This is a genomic window from Pseudomonas sp. CJQ_9, from assembly GCF_043106615.1.
Lineage (GTDB): Bacteria > Pseudomonadota > Gammaproteobacteria > Pseudomonadales > Pseudomonadaceae > Aquipseudomonas > Aquipseudomonas juntendi.
Genome location: NZ_JBICMS010000053.1, coordinates 1 through 15,545 on the forward strand (window position 1 = coordinate 1; position 15,545 = coordinate 15,545).

Here is a 15,545-nt window from a genome sequence, read left to right on the forward strand (position 1 = left end):
CTCATTTACTGTCAAGCGTTTATTTTGAAGTTTTTTGCGAGAAACTCGTTTAGCTTCAAACACTTGACTCAACACAGTGGCTGGCAGTGCCTGCTACCGCGTTGGAATGGTGCGCATTATAGGGCGGCGATTTTGTAGGTCAACCTTTAATTTCAATAATTTAGGTTTTCCGCAGAATCCCGGCAGCCGAGCAACAGCGTGCTCGCCCTGCACCCTGCCCTGCACGCTAGTCAGCGCTACAAAACCTCTGCAGGGCACCTTGCCCACTACCCTGCTAATTGCGCACTATATTGCTCACCCCCCCCTTCCAAGGAATGCCGCCCTTAAATGAACACCCAGCCCCGCAGCCTGGCCGCCACCCTCTTTCCGATAGGCTTGCTGCTGATTGCCATGGCATCTATCCAGTCAGGCGCTTCCTTGGCCAAAAGCATGTTCCCCATCGTTGGCGCACAGGGCACCACCACCCTGCGGCTGATCTTCGCCAGCATCATCATGCTGCTGATACTGCGCCCCTGGCGGGTTCGCCTGACCGCCAAAACCCTGCGCAACGTCATCATCTATGGCATGGCCCTGGGCGGCATGAATTTCCTCTTTTATATGGCACTGCAAACGGTGCCCATCGGCATTGCCGTGGCCCTTGAGTTCACCGGTCCGCTAGCCGTGGCACTGCTATCGTCGCGTCGACCCACTGACTTCCTCTGGATCGCATTGGCCATTATTGGCTTGCTGCTCTTGCTGCCAGCCGGCCATGGCGGACAAGCACTTGACCCTGTGGGTGCAGCCTATGCCCTGGGCGCGGGAGTTTGTTGGGCACTGTATATCCTGTTCGGGCAACGCGCCGGGGCCGAGCACGGCATCCAGAGTGCCGCCTTGGGCGTTGTAGTAGCCGCCCTGTTCGTCGCACCTATCGGCATCGCCCATGCCGGCAGCGCATTGCTCACACCGGCGCTGATTCCCGTAGCACTGGCCGTTGCAGTGCTGTCCACCGCCTTGCCCTACAGCCTGGAAATGGTTGCCCTAACGCGCATTCCGGCGCGTACTTTCGGCACCCTCATGAGCATCGAGCCTGCATTCGGGGCGTTATCGGGCCTTGTATTCCTTGGTGAAGTGCTGACAACTACACAGTGGCTGGCGATCCTGGCGATCATTGCGGCCTCTGTGGGCACCACGCTGTCTATGCGCAAGGAAACCAGCCCACCCATCGCCGCCGATTGATATGAGAAATATTTCCATTTGAGAGCGTATTAGTGATTGTCGCGATCGGCCCCGCTGATTAAGCTGTCACAGCATCATAATTTTTATGCTATTTACTGAAGCGAACACCGACGCTGAGGACATTCAGGAAGAACCGAAGCGATAACGACAGGGTCTGACATTGGATTCGCCCTGCATATAAGGACAGGAATGAAACGTATTTTTCTCATCCTGGCCATCTTGGCTATTGCTGGATGTGCCGCCACGGCCAAGACCGAGGTCAAAAAGGGCAAAAAGGGCCTGCATATCAATTGCTCCGGCCTTTCATCCTCGTGGGACAAGTGCTACAGCAAGGCTGCAAGCGCTTGCAGCACCCGCGGTTACCGAGTGGTCGCGCGGTCTGGTGACAGCGACGAAGAAGAAGGTGACTATTTGTTCGGCATCAATCCAGCGGGCTATACCAGCCGCAGCATGATCGTCATCTGCAAATAGTAGCAAGGGCAGCGCATCGGCTGCCCTCTTCGCCGCGCTTTACAGCGGCGCTGTACGCGCTTTGAGCCAACCCAGCGCATCCCCTTTCAACAACGGGGCCAAACGCTCGCGCACGTGGGCATGATAGCCATTGAGCCACTCCAGTTCGCCCTGGGTCAGTCGTTCGGGCAGGAGGCAGCGGGTGTCGATCGGGCACAGTGTCAAGGTCTCGAATTTCAGGAAGTCACCGAAGGCGCTGGTGCCTGCTTCGCGGTTGACCACCAGATTCTCGATGCGTACCCCCCATTGCCCAGGCCTGTAAGTGCCCGGCTCGATCGAGCTGATCATACCTGCCTGCATGGCCGTATGGGGCGCCGGTGCCGCCTGGTAGGCAATCACTTGCGGCCCCTCATGCACATTGAGGAAATAGCCCACCCCGTGCCCGGTCCCATGCCCGTAGTCGACCTGATCAGCCCAGATGGGCGCGCGCGCGATGGCATCGAGCAGCGGCGACAGGATTCCGCGGGGGAACGTAGCCCGCGACAGGGCGATCATGCCTTTGAGCACGCGGGTGCAGTCTTCCTTCTGCGCGTGGCTGGGAACGCCCACCGGTACCATGCGAGTGATGTCAGTAGTGCCCCCCAGGTACTGCCCACCCGAATCGATCAGCAACAGCCCGTTGCCTTCGATGCGTGCATGCGACTGCTCGGTGGCGCGGTAGTGCGGCATCGCACCATTGGCATTGAAGGCTGCAATGGTCGAAAAGCTCAGCGACACGAAATTCGGCCGCCGTGCACGTGCAGCACTCAATTGCTCGTCCACTGTCAGCTCGGTGACGACCTCTCGGCCAAGGTTGGCTTCCAGCCAGGCGAAGAATTCGCACAACGCCGCCCCGTCTTCCTCCATGACCTGACGGATGTGGGGAAGATCAGCGTCACCTTTGCAGGCCTTGCTCAGGGTGGTGGGGTTCAGCCCCTCGACCAGCTCCACATCCGCCGGCAAGTTGGCCAACAGGCTGCAGGTGACGCGTGCCGGGTCCACCAGTAGCCGGCTGCCTGCCGCCACGGCAGCCAGCGCCTGCCCTGCTTCGCTGTAGTCGCGCACTTCGACACCGTCGCTCGCCAGTACCTGGCGCAGGTGCGCATCCACCTTGCCTTGGCCAACGAACAGCATGGCCTGCTGCTGGCTGACCAAGGTGAAGGCCAGAAACACCGGGTTGTATGAGACGTCGCTACCGCGCAGATTGAACAGCCAGGCAATGTCATCGAGGGTGGCAATGAAGTGCCAGTCGGCCCCCTTGGCCTGCATGGCCTGGCGCAACTGCGCGAGCTTTTGCGCCCGGCTCGTCGTGGCGTGCGGCTGCAAATGCTGATAGACCGGATTGCCAGGCAGCGCCGGACGCCCGTCCCACACCTCGCCTAGCAGGTCCTGGTCGGTTACCAGCCGCGCCCCGCGCGCCTTCAGGCGCTCTGCCAATTGCCGCGCCGAGGCCAATGCCATGACGGCACCATCGACTGCAACGGTGCCGTTGGGCTCGGCGTGCTCGCCCAGCCACTCCAGCGCGCCAGGCTTACCCGGCGACAGCTTCATCAGCTCAATGCCACTGCCGGCCAATTCGTGCTCGGCCTGTTCCCAGTAGCGGCTATCGACCCATAGCCCGGCAAACGCCGAGGTGACCACCAGCGTACCCACCGAGCCATGAAACCCCGACAGCCACTGGCGCCCTTGCCAATAGCCGGGCAGGTATTCGGAGAGGTGCGGGTCGGCCGAAGGCACCAGCAGGGCATCGATGTGCCTTGCGGCCATGGCTTGGCGCACCCGCACCAGGCGCTGTGGCACGCTTTGTTCAAAGGGGGTATGCACGTTCATGCGCTCTCCTGCGGCTACATCAGGGTTTATCCAATAGGCGGATAATGGAGCAGGCGCCAAAGCCCTGCAATCGCCCAGGCGTGAACCGGAACCGTCCTACACCAGGACCACCGATCCAGTATTGCTGAACTTCCGCAAGGTCATGGCTTCACACACTGTACATTCGCCACACACAGGCAGCAGACCATGCCCAGTGCCTGCCCCGCTAAAACTGCAGTCGTGCTGCTCGACACTCGGGAACATACACCCGAGCATGAGCGGGCTGTGCACCTGAAGCTCGCCGAGGGCCTGGCGCGCTTGCTGGGCTGCCCCCATGTGCAGCCCGCGCGGCTGCCTGTCGCCACCGACAACTACTATTGCATCCCGACCGAAACCCTGACCGACACCGAGCAGGCTGCCAGCCTGGGCATTGTCAGTGAGTCCGATCTATTCGGCGGCTTGGTACCCTGCCCCTACATGGCCACCAAAGCCATTTCCCACCCGCTGCCTGCGGGAGCCTGCGGCCCAGTGGGCTGGACCGATGGCTTCGCCCGCCAGGCGGGCGGCGCTTTGCTGCGCGGTTTTACGGTGTTCAGCAAAACCGATGCCCACCATGCTGCAGCCTTGCTGCTGCGCGCTGGCCCTGTGCGCATCAAGCCGGTACGGGCCAGCGCAGGCCGCGGTCAACAGGTGATCACCGCACTGGAACAGCTGACGCCTTTACTGAGCCCTATGGACGACCAGCAGTTGGCGGTATGGGGGCTGGTGCTGGAAGAAGACCTGAGCCAAGTTCAGACGTTCAGCGTTGGCCAGGTACGGGTGGCCGGCCTCATCTGCAGTTACCATGGCATCCAACAACTCACCCGTGACCATCAGGGCTGCGAAGTGTACGGGGGGTCTGACCTGATAGTAGTCCGTGGTGACTATCAGGCCCTGTTGCAACGCCCCCTTGAAGATCACCTGCGGCTGGCCGTGAACCAGGCCATGGCCTATGAGCAGGCTGCCGAACGGCATTTTCCGGGCTTTGTGGCGTCGCGGCGCAACTACGATATCGCCCGCGGCACCACTGCCTCAGGCCAGCTATGCAGCGGGGTGCTCGAACAATCCTGGCGCATGGGCGGTGCCAGCAGCGCCGAGCTGCTGGCCTTGCAGGCGTTTGCCGACGACCCGGCACTGCAGCAGGTACGTGCATCCACCCATGAAGTGTTCGGCGGCGCCGACCTGCCCGCCGATGCCACCCTTTTCTATCAAGGAAACGACAGTGAACTCGGACAACTCAGCAAATTTGCGCGGATTCGCGAGCATGGCCATTCAGAGTGAAACCGTTGAGCTGCAGGTGGAGAAGGACCGCATTGCCGGGACCTTGGTCAGCCCCGGCAGCAAGATGCCAGGTATTCTCTTCGTCCACGGCTGGGGTGGCAGCCAGCAACGTGACCTGGCTCGCGCCCGGCATATCACCGGCCTGGGCTGCGTGTGCATGACCTTCGACCTGCGCGGCCATGAAAAGACCCAAAGCCAGCGCCTGACCGTTACCCGTGAGCAGAATCTGCAAGACCTGCTGGTGGCTTACGACCGCCTGATCAGCCACCCGGCGGTCGACAGCGACGCCATCGCCATCATCGGCAGCAGCTATGGCGGCTACCTGGCCACCTTGCTGACCCGCGAACGCCCGGTGAAATGGCTGGCCCTGCGGGTACCGGCCATGTACTGGGACGAAGAATGGGACAGTCCCAAGCAAGCCCTTGATCGTCAGCGCTTGAACGCCTACCGCCAGCGCCCGCTGGGCCCGGCCGACAACCGCGCCCTGGCCGCCTGCGCCGAGTTCGTCGGTGATGTGCTGCTGGTGGAGTCCGAACACGACGACTATGTACCGCACAGCACCTTGATGAGCTACCGCTCGGCATTCGTCAGCGCCCACTCACTGACCCACCGCATGGTCGACGGCGCCGACCACGCGTTATCCAGTGAAGAAAGCCAGAAAGCCTACAGCTCGATTCTGGCGGCATGGATCAGCGAAATGGTCATCGGTGCCCGCCTGGACCGCTACCCACACTACGCACCGTGGTACGCCTGACCCTCCCCCACTTGGCAATGCAGGCCGCCATCGGCGCTGCGCGCCAGGCTGCGCAGGGTCTGGTAGGCTGCAAAATTGACACCCCGTGCCTGGTGGCGGCGCAACAACTCGAGGAAGGGTTCCTCGTTGAAATACTCGGCCGCCGCCGACCAGGCCTGGCGTGACTGCCATTGCAGGTACTGCAGCACCCGGCTGCCATCGTCGCTTGCCTGAATACTGACGCCTTGCAGGCCTTCGCAGCGCACCGCCAACACTTCGCTGCGCGCCACCAGCGCTTGAGCCAGCGCCTGCTGGCACGGGCTTGGCACTTCGTATTCGATCATCTGGGTGAACCACAGGGCTTGAGGGTTTGCCGACATCGACAGTCTCCTGGCTACGGGCGCATGCAGCGCGATGCCGAGCAGGGTAAAACCTCAAGTTAAGTCAAGGTCAAGCAGTTTGTGCACGCGCTACGCCGTTACCGCAAAGCGTCGCCGGTACTCACTCGGCGTCAACCCGGTGATGCGCTGAAAGACTTTGCGAAACGCTCCCGGATCCTGATAGCCAACCCCCCAGGCGATCTGCTCGACATTGCGCCGGGTGAACTCCAGCAACCGGCACGCGCGCCCTACGCGCACCTGTTGACAGTATTCGGTGGGGCGCAACCCGGTGGCGGCTCGAAAACGCCGCAGGAACGTGCGCGCTTCCAAGCCCGCGCAGGCCGCCATTGCAGCCAGGTCTGCATGCTGCCCATCACTGCCCTGCAGCCAATGCTGCACTTTCAGGATGGCTTCGTCGCCATGGTCCAGCCGAGGGTTGAACAACGCCCCGGGCAATGCCGCGGTGACAGGTTCGACTGCCAGATAGCGGGCAGTTTCCCGCGCTACCGTCGCCCCCAGAAAACGTTCGAGCAGCCGCACCCCCAGGTCGGTCCAGGCCATCAACCCCGCCGAGGTGACAATGTCGCCGTCGTCCAGTACCGGCTGCTGGGTCTGCACGCGCACGTTGGGGAACCGCTGCGCCAGCGCCTGCACGTAGTTCCAGTGGGTACAGGCCGGGCGACCATCCAGCAAGCCACTGGCGGCGATGAAAAACACGCCGATACACACCGACGCCAGCACCGCGCCACGCCCGTGCAACAGGCACAGGCACGACCGATGCTGTTCCAGCAAGTCGCCATGCGGGGTCGATTCCAGGCTTGGCGGGATGATCAGGACACGCACACCTGCCAGGTCGACAGCCGGGCTGCCAGGGGCCAGCTGCAAGTGACCGGCGACGTCGGCCTGCCAGCAGCTGATACGCACCTGCGGCAACGCGACAGCACCCAGTTCGGCTGCGACCCGATTGGCCACGGTAAAGAGGTCGCGCAGGCCATACAGGGCAGCCTGCTGTACACCAGGGTAAAGCAGCAAGCCGATGTCCAGCCTGGCCGTGTTGTCAGTTTTCACCCGCATAGTGTCGTTCACGCCAATCCTCAGGTCGGGCCCCACAGCCTATAACTAACGCCAACCCACGACTACTGCCACAGGAGGCAGCATGAACAAGCACGCGCTGATTATCATCGACATCCAGAACGACTACTTCCCAGGCGGCAAGAGGCCCCTCGATGGGGCTGAGGCAGCGGCCGAAAACGCGGCCCGCGTGCTGGCCGCGGCCCGCACGCGCGGCGACCTGGTGGTGCACGTGCGGCATGAGTTCACCAGCGCCGATGCGCCATTCTTTGCCCCGGGTTCGCCGGGCGCCGCCTTCTACAGCAAGGTCCAGCCGGCTGCAGGCGAGCCGGTGATACTCAAGCACAAGGTCAACGCCTTTCTCGAAACTGGCCTTGAACAAACGCTCCGAACGCATGGCATCGAAGCCGTGACCATCGTTGGCAGCATGAGCCACATGTGCATTGATGCCGCTACCCGGGCAGCCGCCGACCTGGGTTTTGAAGTGACCGTGGTGGACGATGCCTGCGCGACCCTGGCACTGGCGTTCGACGGCAACCAGGTGCCAGCGGCCCAGGTGCAAGATGCGACCATGGCAGCGCTGGCCTTCGCCTACGCCAAAGTCGTGAAGACGAGCGAATGGGTGCCCGGCCAGGCATGAAGTGCTCGGGGCGCTTTGCGCCCACCCCGCCGGCAGATCACTTGCAAACCACCACGGGGCGGCGAACTTGCGCGGCCTCAGATCACCACATTGCGCACAAACCGCACCGGCACGGCGCCATCGTTCCGGTAGGCGTACCGGCAATTGCTGGGGAATACCTGGAACTGCCCCACCTGCAGGCGATGTTCCATCCCCTCGATGATCAGGGTAAGTTGCCCTGCGCACACATAGATCTGCTCACTCCAACCCTCGGCATCGGCCTCGCTGGCATAACGCTCGCCTGGCGCCAGGGTCCACTCCCACAGCTCGACCTCGCGCCGCGCCGAACTGGTGCCCAGCAAAACGGCCCGGCTCTGCGGGTGCTCGCCCGCCCAGGCCAGCTCTTCGATACGCCCTGGATCACGCCGGTCCGGCGCCTGGATCAGCGTACTGAAGGCTACCCCCAACGCCTCGGCGATCAAATCCAGGGTGGTCAGGCTGACGTTCTTTTCCCCCGCCTCGATGGCCACCAGCATGCGCCGGCTGACACCCGAGCGTTCAGCCAGCACCGCCTGGCTCATTCCGGCGGCGTTGCGCAGGCTGCGAACATTGAGGCTGACGTGTTGCAGCACCGAAGCACGGTGCGCGGAATCTTTGTGCACTATATTGCTCACCGTTCTGTATTGCGCAGTATACTGCCCACTTTGCGGCGATTGTGCGCCGCCTGACGCCGAGTGTGCAAGACCATGATCCAGCCCAGCAGCAAGCCAACCCCTACCGTTACCTTTCGCCTGAGCAAGGCAGAAGTCGTGCTGGTGTTCATTACCATGCTGTGGGGTGGCACCTTTTTGCTCGTCCATAACGTGATGAGTGTCAGCGGCCCGATGTTCTTCGTCGGCCTGCGCTTTGCGGCAGCGGCGTTGTTCGTGGGCGTGGTGTCAGCGCGAGCGCTGCCTGGGCTGACCTTCACCGAGCTCAAGGCCGGCATGCTGATCGGTGTCACGATCATGCTCGGCTATGGTTTGCAGACCATGGGCCTGCAAACCATCAGCAGCAGCCAGTCGGCGTTCATCACTGCGCTGTATGTACCGTTCGTGCCCCTGTTGCAGTGGCTGGTACTCGGCCGCCGGCCAGGCCTGATGCCCAGCATCGGCATTTGCCTGGCGTTCGCCGGCCTGATGCTGCTGGCCGGCCCGGAAGGCGGCAGCCTGCATTTCAGTGAAGGCGAAATGGTGACCTTGGTCAGCGCTGTGGCGATCGCCGGCGAGATCATCCTGATCAGCCGCTACGCCGGACAGGTCGATGTGCGTCGGGTCACCGTTGTCCAGTTGGCGACCGCGTCAGTGTTGGCGTTTTTGATGATCGTCCCGACCCAGGAGCGCATCCCCGACTTTTCCTGGCTGCTGCTGGCAAGCGCCGTAGGCCTGGGCGCGATGAGTGCGGTAATCCAGGTGGCGATGAACTGGGCGCAGAAGTCGGTCTCGCCCACCCGGGCAACGCTTATCTATGCCGGTGAGCCGGTGTGGGCTGGTATCGTCGGGCGTATCGCCGGCGAACGGCTCCCCGGCGTGGCGCTGCTGGGCGGCCTGCTGATCGTGATCGCGGTGGTGGTCAGTGAACTCAAGGTACGGCGGCGCAGCGAAAGCGCCACAGCGGATGGCGAACAGGTATCGGGTGAGGGGCAGGCAGGCCTATGAAGCAGCCAACTGCAGCTATGCTTTGTAAAAAACTGTTATAAAAAAATCACTTGTCACAGTCTATTTGTAGGATTCTGCGACAGCTTGCGTGTTGGTGATCCCCCCCCCGGCACGTATGATCCTTGCAAACTTCTCCAGAATAGGCCGCTATGTCTTTGATAGTGCTATTGCTTCTGCCGTTCGTGGGCAGTTGCCTGGCAGCCGTGCTGCCGCACAACGCACGAAACGCCGAGTCCATCCTTGCCGGGCTCGTAGCCCTGGTCGGTACCGTCCAGGTAGCACTGCTTTACCCTCAGGTAGCCCACGGCGGGGTGATTCGCGAAGAGTTCCTGTGGCTGCCCAGCCTGGGCCTGAACCTGGTGCTGCGCATGGACGGCTTCGCCTGGCTGTTCTCGCTGCTGGTACTGGGCATCGGCACGCTGGTGTCTCTGTACGCGCGCTACTATATGTCACCCCAAGACCCGGTGCCGCGCTTCTTCGCCTTTTTCCTGGCGTTCATGGGCGCAATGCTGGGGCTGGTGATCTCCGGCAACCTGATCCAGCTGGTGTTCTTCTGGGAGCTCACCAGCCTGTTCTCTTTCCTGCTGATCGGCTACTGGCACCACCGTGCAGACGCCCGCCGCGGCGCCTACATGGCACTGATGGTAACGGGCGCAGGCGGCCTATGCCTGCTGGTGGGGGCGCTGCTGCTCGGCCATGTGGTCGGCAGTTACGACCTGGACAAGGTCCTGGCTGCCGGCGACACCATCCGCCAGCACGCGCTGTATCCGGTGCTGCTGCCCCTCATCCTGATCGGCGCTCTGAGCAAGAGCGCCCAGTTCCCCTTCCAATTCTGGCTGCCACACGCCATGGCAGCGCCAACGCCGGTATCGGCCTACCTGCACTCCGCGACCATGGTCAAGGCCGGGGTATTCCTGCTGGCCCGCCTGTGGCCAGTGCTCTCCGGCAGCGAGGAGTGGTTCTGGATCGTCGGCGGCGCCGGCGCCATCACCCTGTTGCTCGGCGCCTTCGCCGCGATGTTCCAGAATGACCTGAAGGGCCTTCTGGCCTACTCGACCATCAGCCATCTCGGCCTGATTACCCTGCTGCTCGGCCTGAACAGCCCGCTGGCCGCGGTCGCCGCGGTGTTCCACATCCTCAACCATGCCACCTTCAAAGCTTCGCTGTTCATGGCCGCCGGCATCATCGACCACGAAAGCGGCACCCGCGACATACGCCGCCTCAGTGGCCTGATCCGCCTGGTGCCCTACACCGCCACCCTGGCCATGGTGGCCAGTGCCTCGATGGCTGGCGTGCCCTTGATGAACGGCTTCCTGTCGAAGGAAATGTTCTTCGCCGAAACGGTGTTCATCAGCTCCACCGCCTGGGTCGAAGCCGCGCTGCCGGTGGTCGCCACTCTCGCCGGCACGTTCAGCGTGGCGTATGCGCTGCGCTTTACCGTCGATGTATTCTTCGGCCCGACGGCCCAAGACCTGCCGCACACCCCGCATGAACCGCCGCGCTGGATGCGTGCACCGGTGGAGTTACTGGTACTCACCTGCCTGGTCGTGGGCATTTTCCCCGCGCAGTCGGTCGGGCCGCTGCTGGCTGCCGCGGCACTGCCGGTGGTTGGCGGCACCCTGCCGGAATACAGCCTGGCGATCTGGCATGGCTGGAATGCGCCGCTGATCATGAGCCTGCTCGCCATGAGCGGCGGTATCGTTTTGTACCTCATGTTGCGCAAACAGCTGCGCCGGGGCCGCTTCCCTTCCCCGCCGGTGATCGAGCGGTTCAACGGCAAGCGCCTGTTCGAATACGGCCAGGTGCAGTTGATGCTGCTTGCCCGGCGCATCGAGCGCCTGCTCACCAGCCGGCGCTTGCAGTCGCAGCTATTCATGCTGGTGGTCGCCGCATTCTTGGCCGGCCTCACGCCCATGCTCTACAGCGGCCTGAGCTGGGGCGAGCGGCCGAAAATTCCCGGGTCAGGGGTATTCGTCGCGCTGTGGCTGATCGCAATCGCCTGCGCCATTGGCGCTGCCTACCAGGCCAAGTACCATCGCCTGGCAGCCTTGACCATGGTCAGCGTCTGCGGCCTGATGACCTGCATTACCTTCGTCTGGTTCTCCGCACCCGATCTTGCCCTGACCCAGTTGGTGGTGGAAGTCGTCACCACCGTGCTTATCCTGCTCGGCTTGCGCTGGTTGCCTCGGCGTATCGAAGGCGTCTCGCCATCGCCCGGCAGCCTGGAGCGTGCGCGCATACGTCGCTTGCGCGACCTGCTGCTGGCGGTACTGGTTGGTGGCGGTATGGCCTTGTTGTCATATGCCATGCTGACCCGGCCGACACCCAATGACATCTCCTCGTTCTACCTCAGCCGCGCACTGCCGCAGGGCGGTGGCACCAATGTGGTCAACGTCATGCTGGTCGACTTCCGCGGTTTCGACACCCTCGGTGAAATCACCGTGCTGGTGGCCGTGGCGCTGACCGTATTCGCCTTGCTGCGGCGCTTCCGCCCACCCAAGGAGAGCATGCAGTTGCCGGCCCAGCAGCGCCAACTGGCGCCTGACGTGGTCACCGACCTGATCAACCCGCGGCATGCCACCGATACCGCACTGGGCTTCATGATGGTGCCAGCGGTGCTGGTGCGCCTGCTGCTGCCCATCGCCCTGCTGGTCTCGATGTACCTGTTCATGCGCGGGCACAACCAGCCAGGGGGCGGTTTTGTCGCTGGCCTGGTAATGTCGGTGGCGTTCATCCTGCAGTACATGGTGGCGGGCACCCAATGGGTCGAGGCGCAGATGAGCCTGCGGCCGCTGCGCTGGATGGGTACCGGCCTGCTTTGCGCAACCCTCACCGGTGGCGGCGCCATGTTGCTCGGCTACCCGTTCCTGACCACCCATACCGCCCACCTGCACTTGCCCTTGCTGGGCGACGTGCACGTGGCCAGTGCGCTGTTCTTCGATGTCGGCGTGTACACCGTAGTGGTCGGTTCGACCCTGTTGATCCTCACTGCGCTGGCGCACCAGTCGGTGCGTGCCTACCGCCCGGGTAACCCGGCGAAAACCAACCAAGCAGGAGCCGCCTGATGGAAGAAGTCATTGCAGTCGCCATCGGAGTGCTGGCCGCCTCGGGCGTGTGGCTGATCCTGCGCCCGCGTACCTACCAGGTCATCATGGGCCTGTGCCTGCTGTCGTACGGCGTCAACCTGTTCATCTTCAGCATGGGCAGCCTGTTCATCGGCAAAGAGCCGATCATCAAGGACGGCGTGACCCAAGACTTGCTGCATTACACCGACCCGCTGCCGCAAGCCCTGGTGCTGACCGCCATCGTGATCAGCTTTGCCATGACCGCGCTGTTCCTGGTGGTGCTGCTGGCCTCGCGGGGCCTGACCGGGACCGACCACGTCGATGGCCGGGAGCGTGACGAATGAGCGACATGAGTCAACTGATCGTCGCGCCCATCCTGCTACCGCTGGTCACGGCGGCCATGATGCTGCTGCTGGGCGAAAAACACCGCCGCATCAAAGCCCGTCTGAACCTGCTGTCGACCCTCACCGGCCTGGCCATCGCCGTCAGCCTGCTGCTATGGGTACGTACCCAAGGCCAGGCGGAGTCGATCGGCGTGTACCTGCCGGGTAACTGGCCAGCGCCATTCGGTATCGTGCTGGTGCTGGACCACTTGTCTGCGCTGCTGCTGACCCTGACCGGGGTCATCGGCTTCAGTGCCTTGTTGTTTGCCCGCGCCCGCTGGGACGGTGCCGGGGCCAGTTTTCACGCACTGTTCCAGATCCAGCTGATGGGCCTGTACGGCGCGTTCCTGACCGCCGACCTGTTCAACCTGTTCGTGTTCTTTGAAGTGCTGCTGGCCGCTTCCTACGGCCTGTTGCTGCACGGTTCGGGACGCGCGCGAGTGCGTGCCGGCCTGCACTACATCGCCATCAACCTGTTTGCCTCGTCGCTCTTCCTGATTGGCGCAGCAATGCTGTACGGCGTGACCGGCACCCTGAACATGGCTGACCTGGCCCTGAAGATTCCGCTGGTGCCAGAAGCTGACCGTGGCCTGCTGCACGCCGGTGCAGCCATCCTGGCCATGGCCTTCCTGGTCAAGGCCGGCATCTGGCCGTTGAACTTCTGGTTGGTACCGGCCTATGCGTCGGCCAGTGCCCCCGTGGCGGCGCTGTTCGCCATCATGACCAAGGTCGGCCTGTACGCCTTGTTGCGCCTGTGGACGCTGCTGTTCTCCGGCCAGGCGGGGGCTTCGGCCCATTTCGGCGGTCAATGGCTGGTGTACGGTGGCCTGGTGACCCTGGCGGTGGCCGCAGTGTGCATTCTCGCAGCGCAGCGCCTGGAACGCATGGCAGCCCTGAGCATCCTGGTCTCGGCCGGCACCCTGCTCGGCGCGGTCGGCTTTGCGCAGCCTGCGCTGACCGGGGCGGCGCTGTTTTACCTGGTCAACTCGACCCTGGCCCTGTGCGCACTGTTCCTGCTCGCCGAACTGGTCGAACGCTCGCGCTCGGCCAACGAAGCGCCGCTGGACGAAGAAGAAGATGTAATGCCGCCCCCGCTGGAGTCGCTGCACCCACCCAAAGGGATCAACCTCGATGACGAGCAAAAGGCGGTGATCGGCCAGATCATCCCTTGGACCATGGCTTTCCTGGGCCTGAGTTTCATCGCCTGCGCCTTGCTGATCATCGGCATGCCGCCCCTCTCGGGCTTCGTCGGCAAGCTCAACCTGATCAGCGCGTTGTTCAACCCACACGGCCTGGGCGGCCCGGTCGAGCAGCCCCTGAGTGCCGCCGGCTGGGGGCTGGTAGCGTTGCTGATACTCTCGGGCATGGCTTCGCTGATCGCCTTCGGCCGGGTTGGCATTCAACGCTTCTGGAAGCCCGAAGAGCGCCCGTCGCCGGTACTGCGCCGGTTCGAATGCCTGCCGATCGTCATCTTGCTCGGCCTGTGCATCTTCCTCAGCCTCAAGGCCGAGCCATTGCTGCGCTACACCCAGGACACCGCCGCCAGCCTGCAGGCGCCAGATGCCTATATCGATGCCGTAATGGCCGCCCGGCCGATCCCTGGCCCGACTTCGCCCGGCGCCGAGGTGCTGCCATGAGCCGCATGTTCCCCGCCCCGCTCCTCTCGGTCTCGCTGTTCGGTCTGTGGCTGCTGCTTAACCTCTCGCTCAGCCCCGGTAACCTGCTGCTGGGCGCTGCCCTGGGCGTGCTGGCGCCACTGCTGATGGCTCCCTTGCGGCCGCAGCACGCACACGTCAAACGGCCGCTGGCCGTGGCCCGGCTTATCGGCCGGGTCGGCGTCGATGTCATCATGTCCAACCTGCTGGTTGCCCGCGGCGTGCTGCGGGCCGGCAAGCAGCCGCCACGCTCGGCGTTCGTGCATATACCACTGGCCCTGCGCGACCCGCACGGCCTGGCGGCACTGGCGATGATCACCACGGTGGTGCCTGGCACGATCTGGTCGGAACTGGCTCTGGACCGCAGCGTATTGCTGCTGCATGTGTTCGACCTGGACGATGAAGCGGCCTTCGTCCAGCACTTCAAGGACACGTATGAACGCCCACTGATGGAGATTTTCCAATGACAGGCCTGCTCGCCAACGCTGTCCTCGCCAGCCTGTTCATTTTCGCCCTGGCCATGGCCTTGGCGCTGTTCAGGCTATTCCGTGGCCCGTCTGCCCAGGACCGGGTCCTGGCGCTGGACTACCTGTACATTCTGGCCATGCTGACCATGCTGGTGCTGGGTATCCGTTATGCCAGTGACACCTACTTCGAAGGCGCCCTGTTGATTGCGCTGTTCGGCTTCGTGGGCTCGTTTGCCCTGGCCAAGTTCCTGCTGCGCGGTGAGGTGATCGAATGACTGAAACCCTGGTACTGCCATTCTGGCTGGAACTGATCACCGCCGCGCTGCTGATCACAGGCAGCCTGTTCGCCCTGGTCGGTGCAGTGGGCCTGGTACGCCTGAAAGACTACTTCCAACGCATGCACCCACCGGCACTGGCCTCGACCATTGGCGCCTGGTGCGTGGCACTGGCCTCGATCATCTATTTTTCGTGGTTGAAGGACGCGGCGGTGCTGCACGCCTGGCTGATTCCCGTACTGCTGTCGATCACTGTGCCGGTGACCACGCTGCTGCTCGCCCGGGCAGCGCTGTTCCGCAAGCGTGTGGCCAAAGAGCCAGTGCCTGAAGAGGTCAGCAGCGGCTGCGACAGTGGCAACTGAAGGTC

Annotated in this window: 16 protein-coding genes; 12 read left to right on the top strand and 4 right to left on the bottom strand. The window is 63.2% G+C overall.

The features are described from left to right. Window positions 1-327 precede the first annotated feature (327 nt). A complete protein-coding gene (gene rhtA / locus ACF8SD_RS08915; RefSeq protein ID WP_173890114.1) occupies window positions 328-1,215 on the top strand; it encodes a threonine/homoserine exporter RhtA in 888 nt (295 codons plus the stop codon). Between the two features lie 189 nt (window positions 1,216-1,404). Further along, a complete protein-coding gene (locus ACF8SD_RS08920; protein ID WP_173890116.1) occupies window positions 1,405-1,686 on the top strand; it encodes a hypothetical protein in 282 nt (93 codons plus the stop codon). Window positions 1,687-1,725: 39 nt separating this feature from the next. Here ACF8SD_RS08920 and ACF8SD_RS08925 read toward each other — a convergent pair whose 3' ends face one another. Continuing rightward, on the bottom strand, window positions 1,726-3,534 hold the full coding sequence (locus ACF8SD_RS08925) for an aminopeptidase P family protein (protein WP_392484264.1): 1,809 nt from the start codon (window positions 3,532-3,534) through the stop codon (window positions 1,726-1,728). 186 nt (window positions 3,535-3,720) lie between these two features. Here ACF8SD_RS08925 and ACF8SD_RS08930 point away from each other — a divergent pair, with 186 nt between their 5' ends. After that, window positions 3,721-4,833, top strand: a complete 1,113-nt coding sequence (locus ACF8SD_RS08930) for a DUF3182 family protein (RefSeq protein ID WP_392484265.1) — start codon at window positions 3,721-3,723, stop codon at window positions 4,831-4,833. After that, window positions 4,817-5,587: an alpha/beta hydrolase family protein gene (locus ACF8SD_RS08935; RefSeq protein WP_392484267.1), complete on the top strand. Its 771-nt coding sequence runs from the start codon at window positions 4,817-4,819 to the stop codon at window positions 5,585-5,587. Before ACF8SD_RS08930 ends, ACF8SD_RS08935 begins: the two co-directional genes overlap by 17 nt. On the opposite strand, the gene ACF8SD_RS08940 is transcribed toward ACF8SD_RS08935, so the two are convergent. Both ACF8SD_RS08940 and ACF8SD_RS08945 read right to left on the bottom strand, forming a co-directional pair. After that, the gene (locus tag ACF8SD_RS08940) at window positions 5,566-5,946 is read right to left on the bottom strand and encodes an antibiotic biosynthesis monooxygenase (protein ID WP_173890124.1); all 381 of its coding nucleotides are present in this window, start codon (window positions 5,944-5,946) and stop codon (window positions 5,566-5,568) included. The two genes, ACF8SD_RS08935 and ACF8SD_RS08940, sit on opposite strands and share 22 nt — an antisense overlap. A 90-nt stretch (window positions 5,947-6,036) precedes the next feature. Further along, entirely contained in the window at window positions 6,037-7,020 is a 984-nt protein-coding gene (locus ACF8SD_RS08945) for a GlxA family transcriptional regulator (protein ID WP_392484285.1), read from the bottom strand. An 82-nt stretch (window positions 7,021-7,102) separates the two neighbouring features. Between ACF8SD_RS08945 and ACF8SD_RS08950 the strand changes: the two genes are divergently transcribed. Beyond that, the gene (locus tag ACF8SD_RS08950) at window positions 7,103-7,657 is read left to right on the top strand and encodes a cysteine hydrolase family protein (RefSeq protein ID WP_173890126.1); all 555 of its coding nucleotides are present in this window, start codon (window positions 7,103-7,105) and stop codon (window positions 7,655-7,657) included. Window positions 7,658-7,734: 77 nt separating this feature from the next. On the opposite strand, the gene ACF8SD_RS08955 is transcribed toward ACF8SD_RS08950, so the two are convergent. After that, on the bottom strand, window positions 7,735-8,298 hold the full coding sequence (locus ACF8SD_RS08955; protein WP_173890128.1) for a helix-turn-helix domain-containing protein: 564 nt from the start codon (window positions 8,296-8,298) through the stop codon (window positions 7,735-7,737). Between the two features lie 84 nt (window positions 8,299-8,382). Between ACF8SD_RS08955 and ACF8SD_RS08960 the strand changes: the two genes are divergently transcribed. The 7 genes from ACF8SD_RS08960 (at window position 8,383) to ACF8SD_RS08990 (ending at window position 15,540) form a co-directional block, all read left to right on the top strand. Beyond that, window positions 8,383-9,333 (top strand): DMT family transporter, encoded by a 951-nt coding sequence (locus ACF8SD_RS08960; protein WP_173890130.1) that lies wholly within the window; start codon window positions 8,383-8,385, stop codon window positions 9,331-9,333. Window positions 9,334-9,482: 149 nt separating this feature from the next. Then, window positions 9,483-12,398, top strand: a complete 2,916-nt coding sequence (locus ACF8SD_RS08965) for a monovalent cation/H+ antiporter subunit A (protein ID WP_029885260.1) — start codon at window positions 9,483-9,485, stop codon at window positions 12,396-12,398. Beyond that, on the top strand, window positions 12,398-12,742 hold the full coding sequence (locus ACF8SD_RS08970) for a Na+/H+ antiporter subunit C (RefSeq protein WP_003250128.1): 345 nt from the start codon (window positions 12,398-12,400) through the stop codon (window positions 12,740-12,742). Before ACF8SD_RS08965 ends, ACF8SD_RS08970 begins: the two co-directional genes overlap by 1 nt. After that, window positions 12,739-14,418 (top strand): monovalent cation/H+ antiporter subunit D, encoded by a 1,680-nt coding sequence (locus ACF8SD_RS08975; RefSeq protein WP_173890132.1) that lies wholly within the window; start codon window positions 12,739-12,741, stop codon window positions 14,416-14,418. Before ACF8SD_RS08970 ends, ACF8SD_RS08975 begins: the two co-directional genes overlap by 4 nt. Next, entirely contained in the window at window positions 14,415-14,903 is a 489-nt protein-coding gene (locus ACF8SD_RS08980) for a Na+/H+ antiporter subunit E (RefSeq protein ID WP_173890134.1), read from the top strand. The genes ACF8SD_RS08975 and ACF8SD_RS08980 overlap by 4 nt, the downstream gene beginning before the upstream one ends. Beyond that, window positions 14,900-15,178, top strand: a complete 279-nt coding sequence (locus ACF8SD_RS08985) for a K+/H+ antiporter subunit F (protein WP_009684170.1) — start codon at window positions 14,900-14,902, stop codon at window positions 15,176-15,178. The genes ACF8SD_RS08980 and ACF8SD_RS08985 overlap by 4 nt, the downstream gene beginning before the upstream one ends. Further along, window positions 15,175-15,540, top strand: coding sequence for a Na+/H+ antiporter subunit G (locus ACF8SD_RS08990; protein WP_173890136.1), 366 nt, complete (start codon window positions 15,175-15,177; stop codon window positions 15,538-15,540). The genes ACF8SD_RS08985 and ACF8SD_RS08990 overlap by 4 nt, the downstream gene beginning before the upstream one ends. Window positions 15,541-15,545: the final 5 nt, after the last annotated feature.

Excerpts from the sequence above, each read along its gene's own strand:
- rhtA (WP_173890114.1), top strand. The coding sequence starts at position 328 with ATGAACACCCAGCCCCGCAGCCTGGCCGCCACCCTCTTTCCGATAGGC.
- ACF8SD_RS08920 (WP_173890116.1), top strand. The coding sequence starts at position 1,405 with ATGAAACGTATTTTTCTCATCCTGGCCATCTTGGCTATTGCTGGATGT.
- ACF8SD_RS08925 (WP_392484264.1), bottom strand. The coding sequence starts at position 3,534 with ATGAACGTGCATACCCCCTTTGAACAAAGCGTGCCACAGCGCCTGGTG.
- ACF8SD_RS08930 (WP_392484265.1), top strand. The coding sequence starts at position 3,721 with ATGCCCAGTGCCTGCCCCGCTAAAACTGCAGTCGTGCTGCTCGACACT.
- ACF8SD_RS08935 (WP_392484267.1), top strand. The coding sequence starts at position 4,817 with ATGGCCATTCAGAGTGAAACCGTTGAGCTGCAGGTGGAGAAGGACCGC.
- ACF8SD_RS08940 (WP_173890124.1), bottom strand. The coding sequence starts at position 5,946 with ATGTCGGCAAACCCTCAAGCCCTGTGGTTCACCCAGATGATCGAATAC.
- ACF8SD_RS08945 (WP_392484285.1), bottom strand. The coding sequence starts at position 7,020 with ATGCGGGTGAAAACTGACAACACGGCCAGGCTGGACATCGGCTTGCTG.
- ACF8SD_RS08950 (WP_173890126.1), top strand. The coding sequence starts at position 7,103 with ATGAACAAGCACGCGCTGATTATCATCGACATCCAGAACGACTACTTC.
- ACF8SD_RS08960 (WP_173890130.1), top strand. The coding sequence starts at position 8,383 with ATGATCCAGCCCAGCAGCAAGCCAACCCCTACCGTTACCTTTCGCCTG.
- ACF8SD_RS08965 (WP_029885260.1), top strand. The coding sequence starts at position 9,483 with ATGTCTTTGATAGTGCTATTGCTTCTGCCGTTCGTGGGCAGTTGCCTG.
- ACF8SD_RS08970 (WP_003250128.1), top strand. The coding sequence starts at position 12,398 with ATGGAAGAAGTCATTGCAGTCGCCATCGGAGTGCTGGCCGCCTCGGGC.
- ACF8SD_RS08975 (WP_173890132.1), top strand. The coding sequence starts at position 12,739 with ATGAGCGACATGAGTCAACTGATCGTCGCGCCCATCCTGCTACCGCTG.
- ACF8SD_RS08980 (WP_173890134.1), top strand. The coding sequence starts at position 14,415 with ATGAGCCGCATGTTCCCCGCCCCGCTCCTCTCGGTCTCGCTGTTCGGT.
- ACF8SD_RS08985 (WP_009684170.1), top strand. The coding sequence starts at position 14,900 with ATGACAGGCCTGCTCGCCAACGCTGTCCTCGCCAGCCTGTTCATTTTC.
- ACF8SD_RS08990 (WP_173890136.1), top strand. The coding sequence starts at position 15,175 with ATGACTGAAACCCTGGTACTGCCATTCTGGCTGGAACTGATCACCGCC.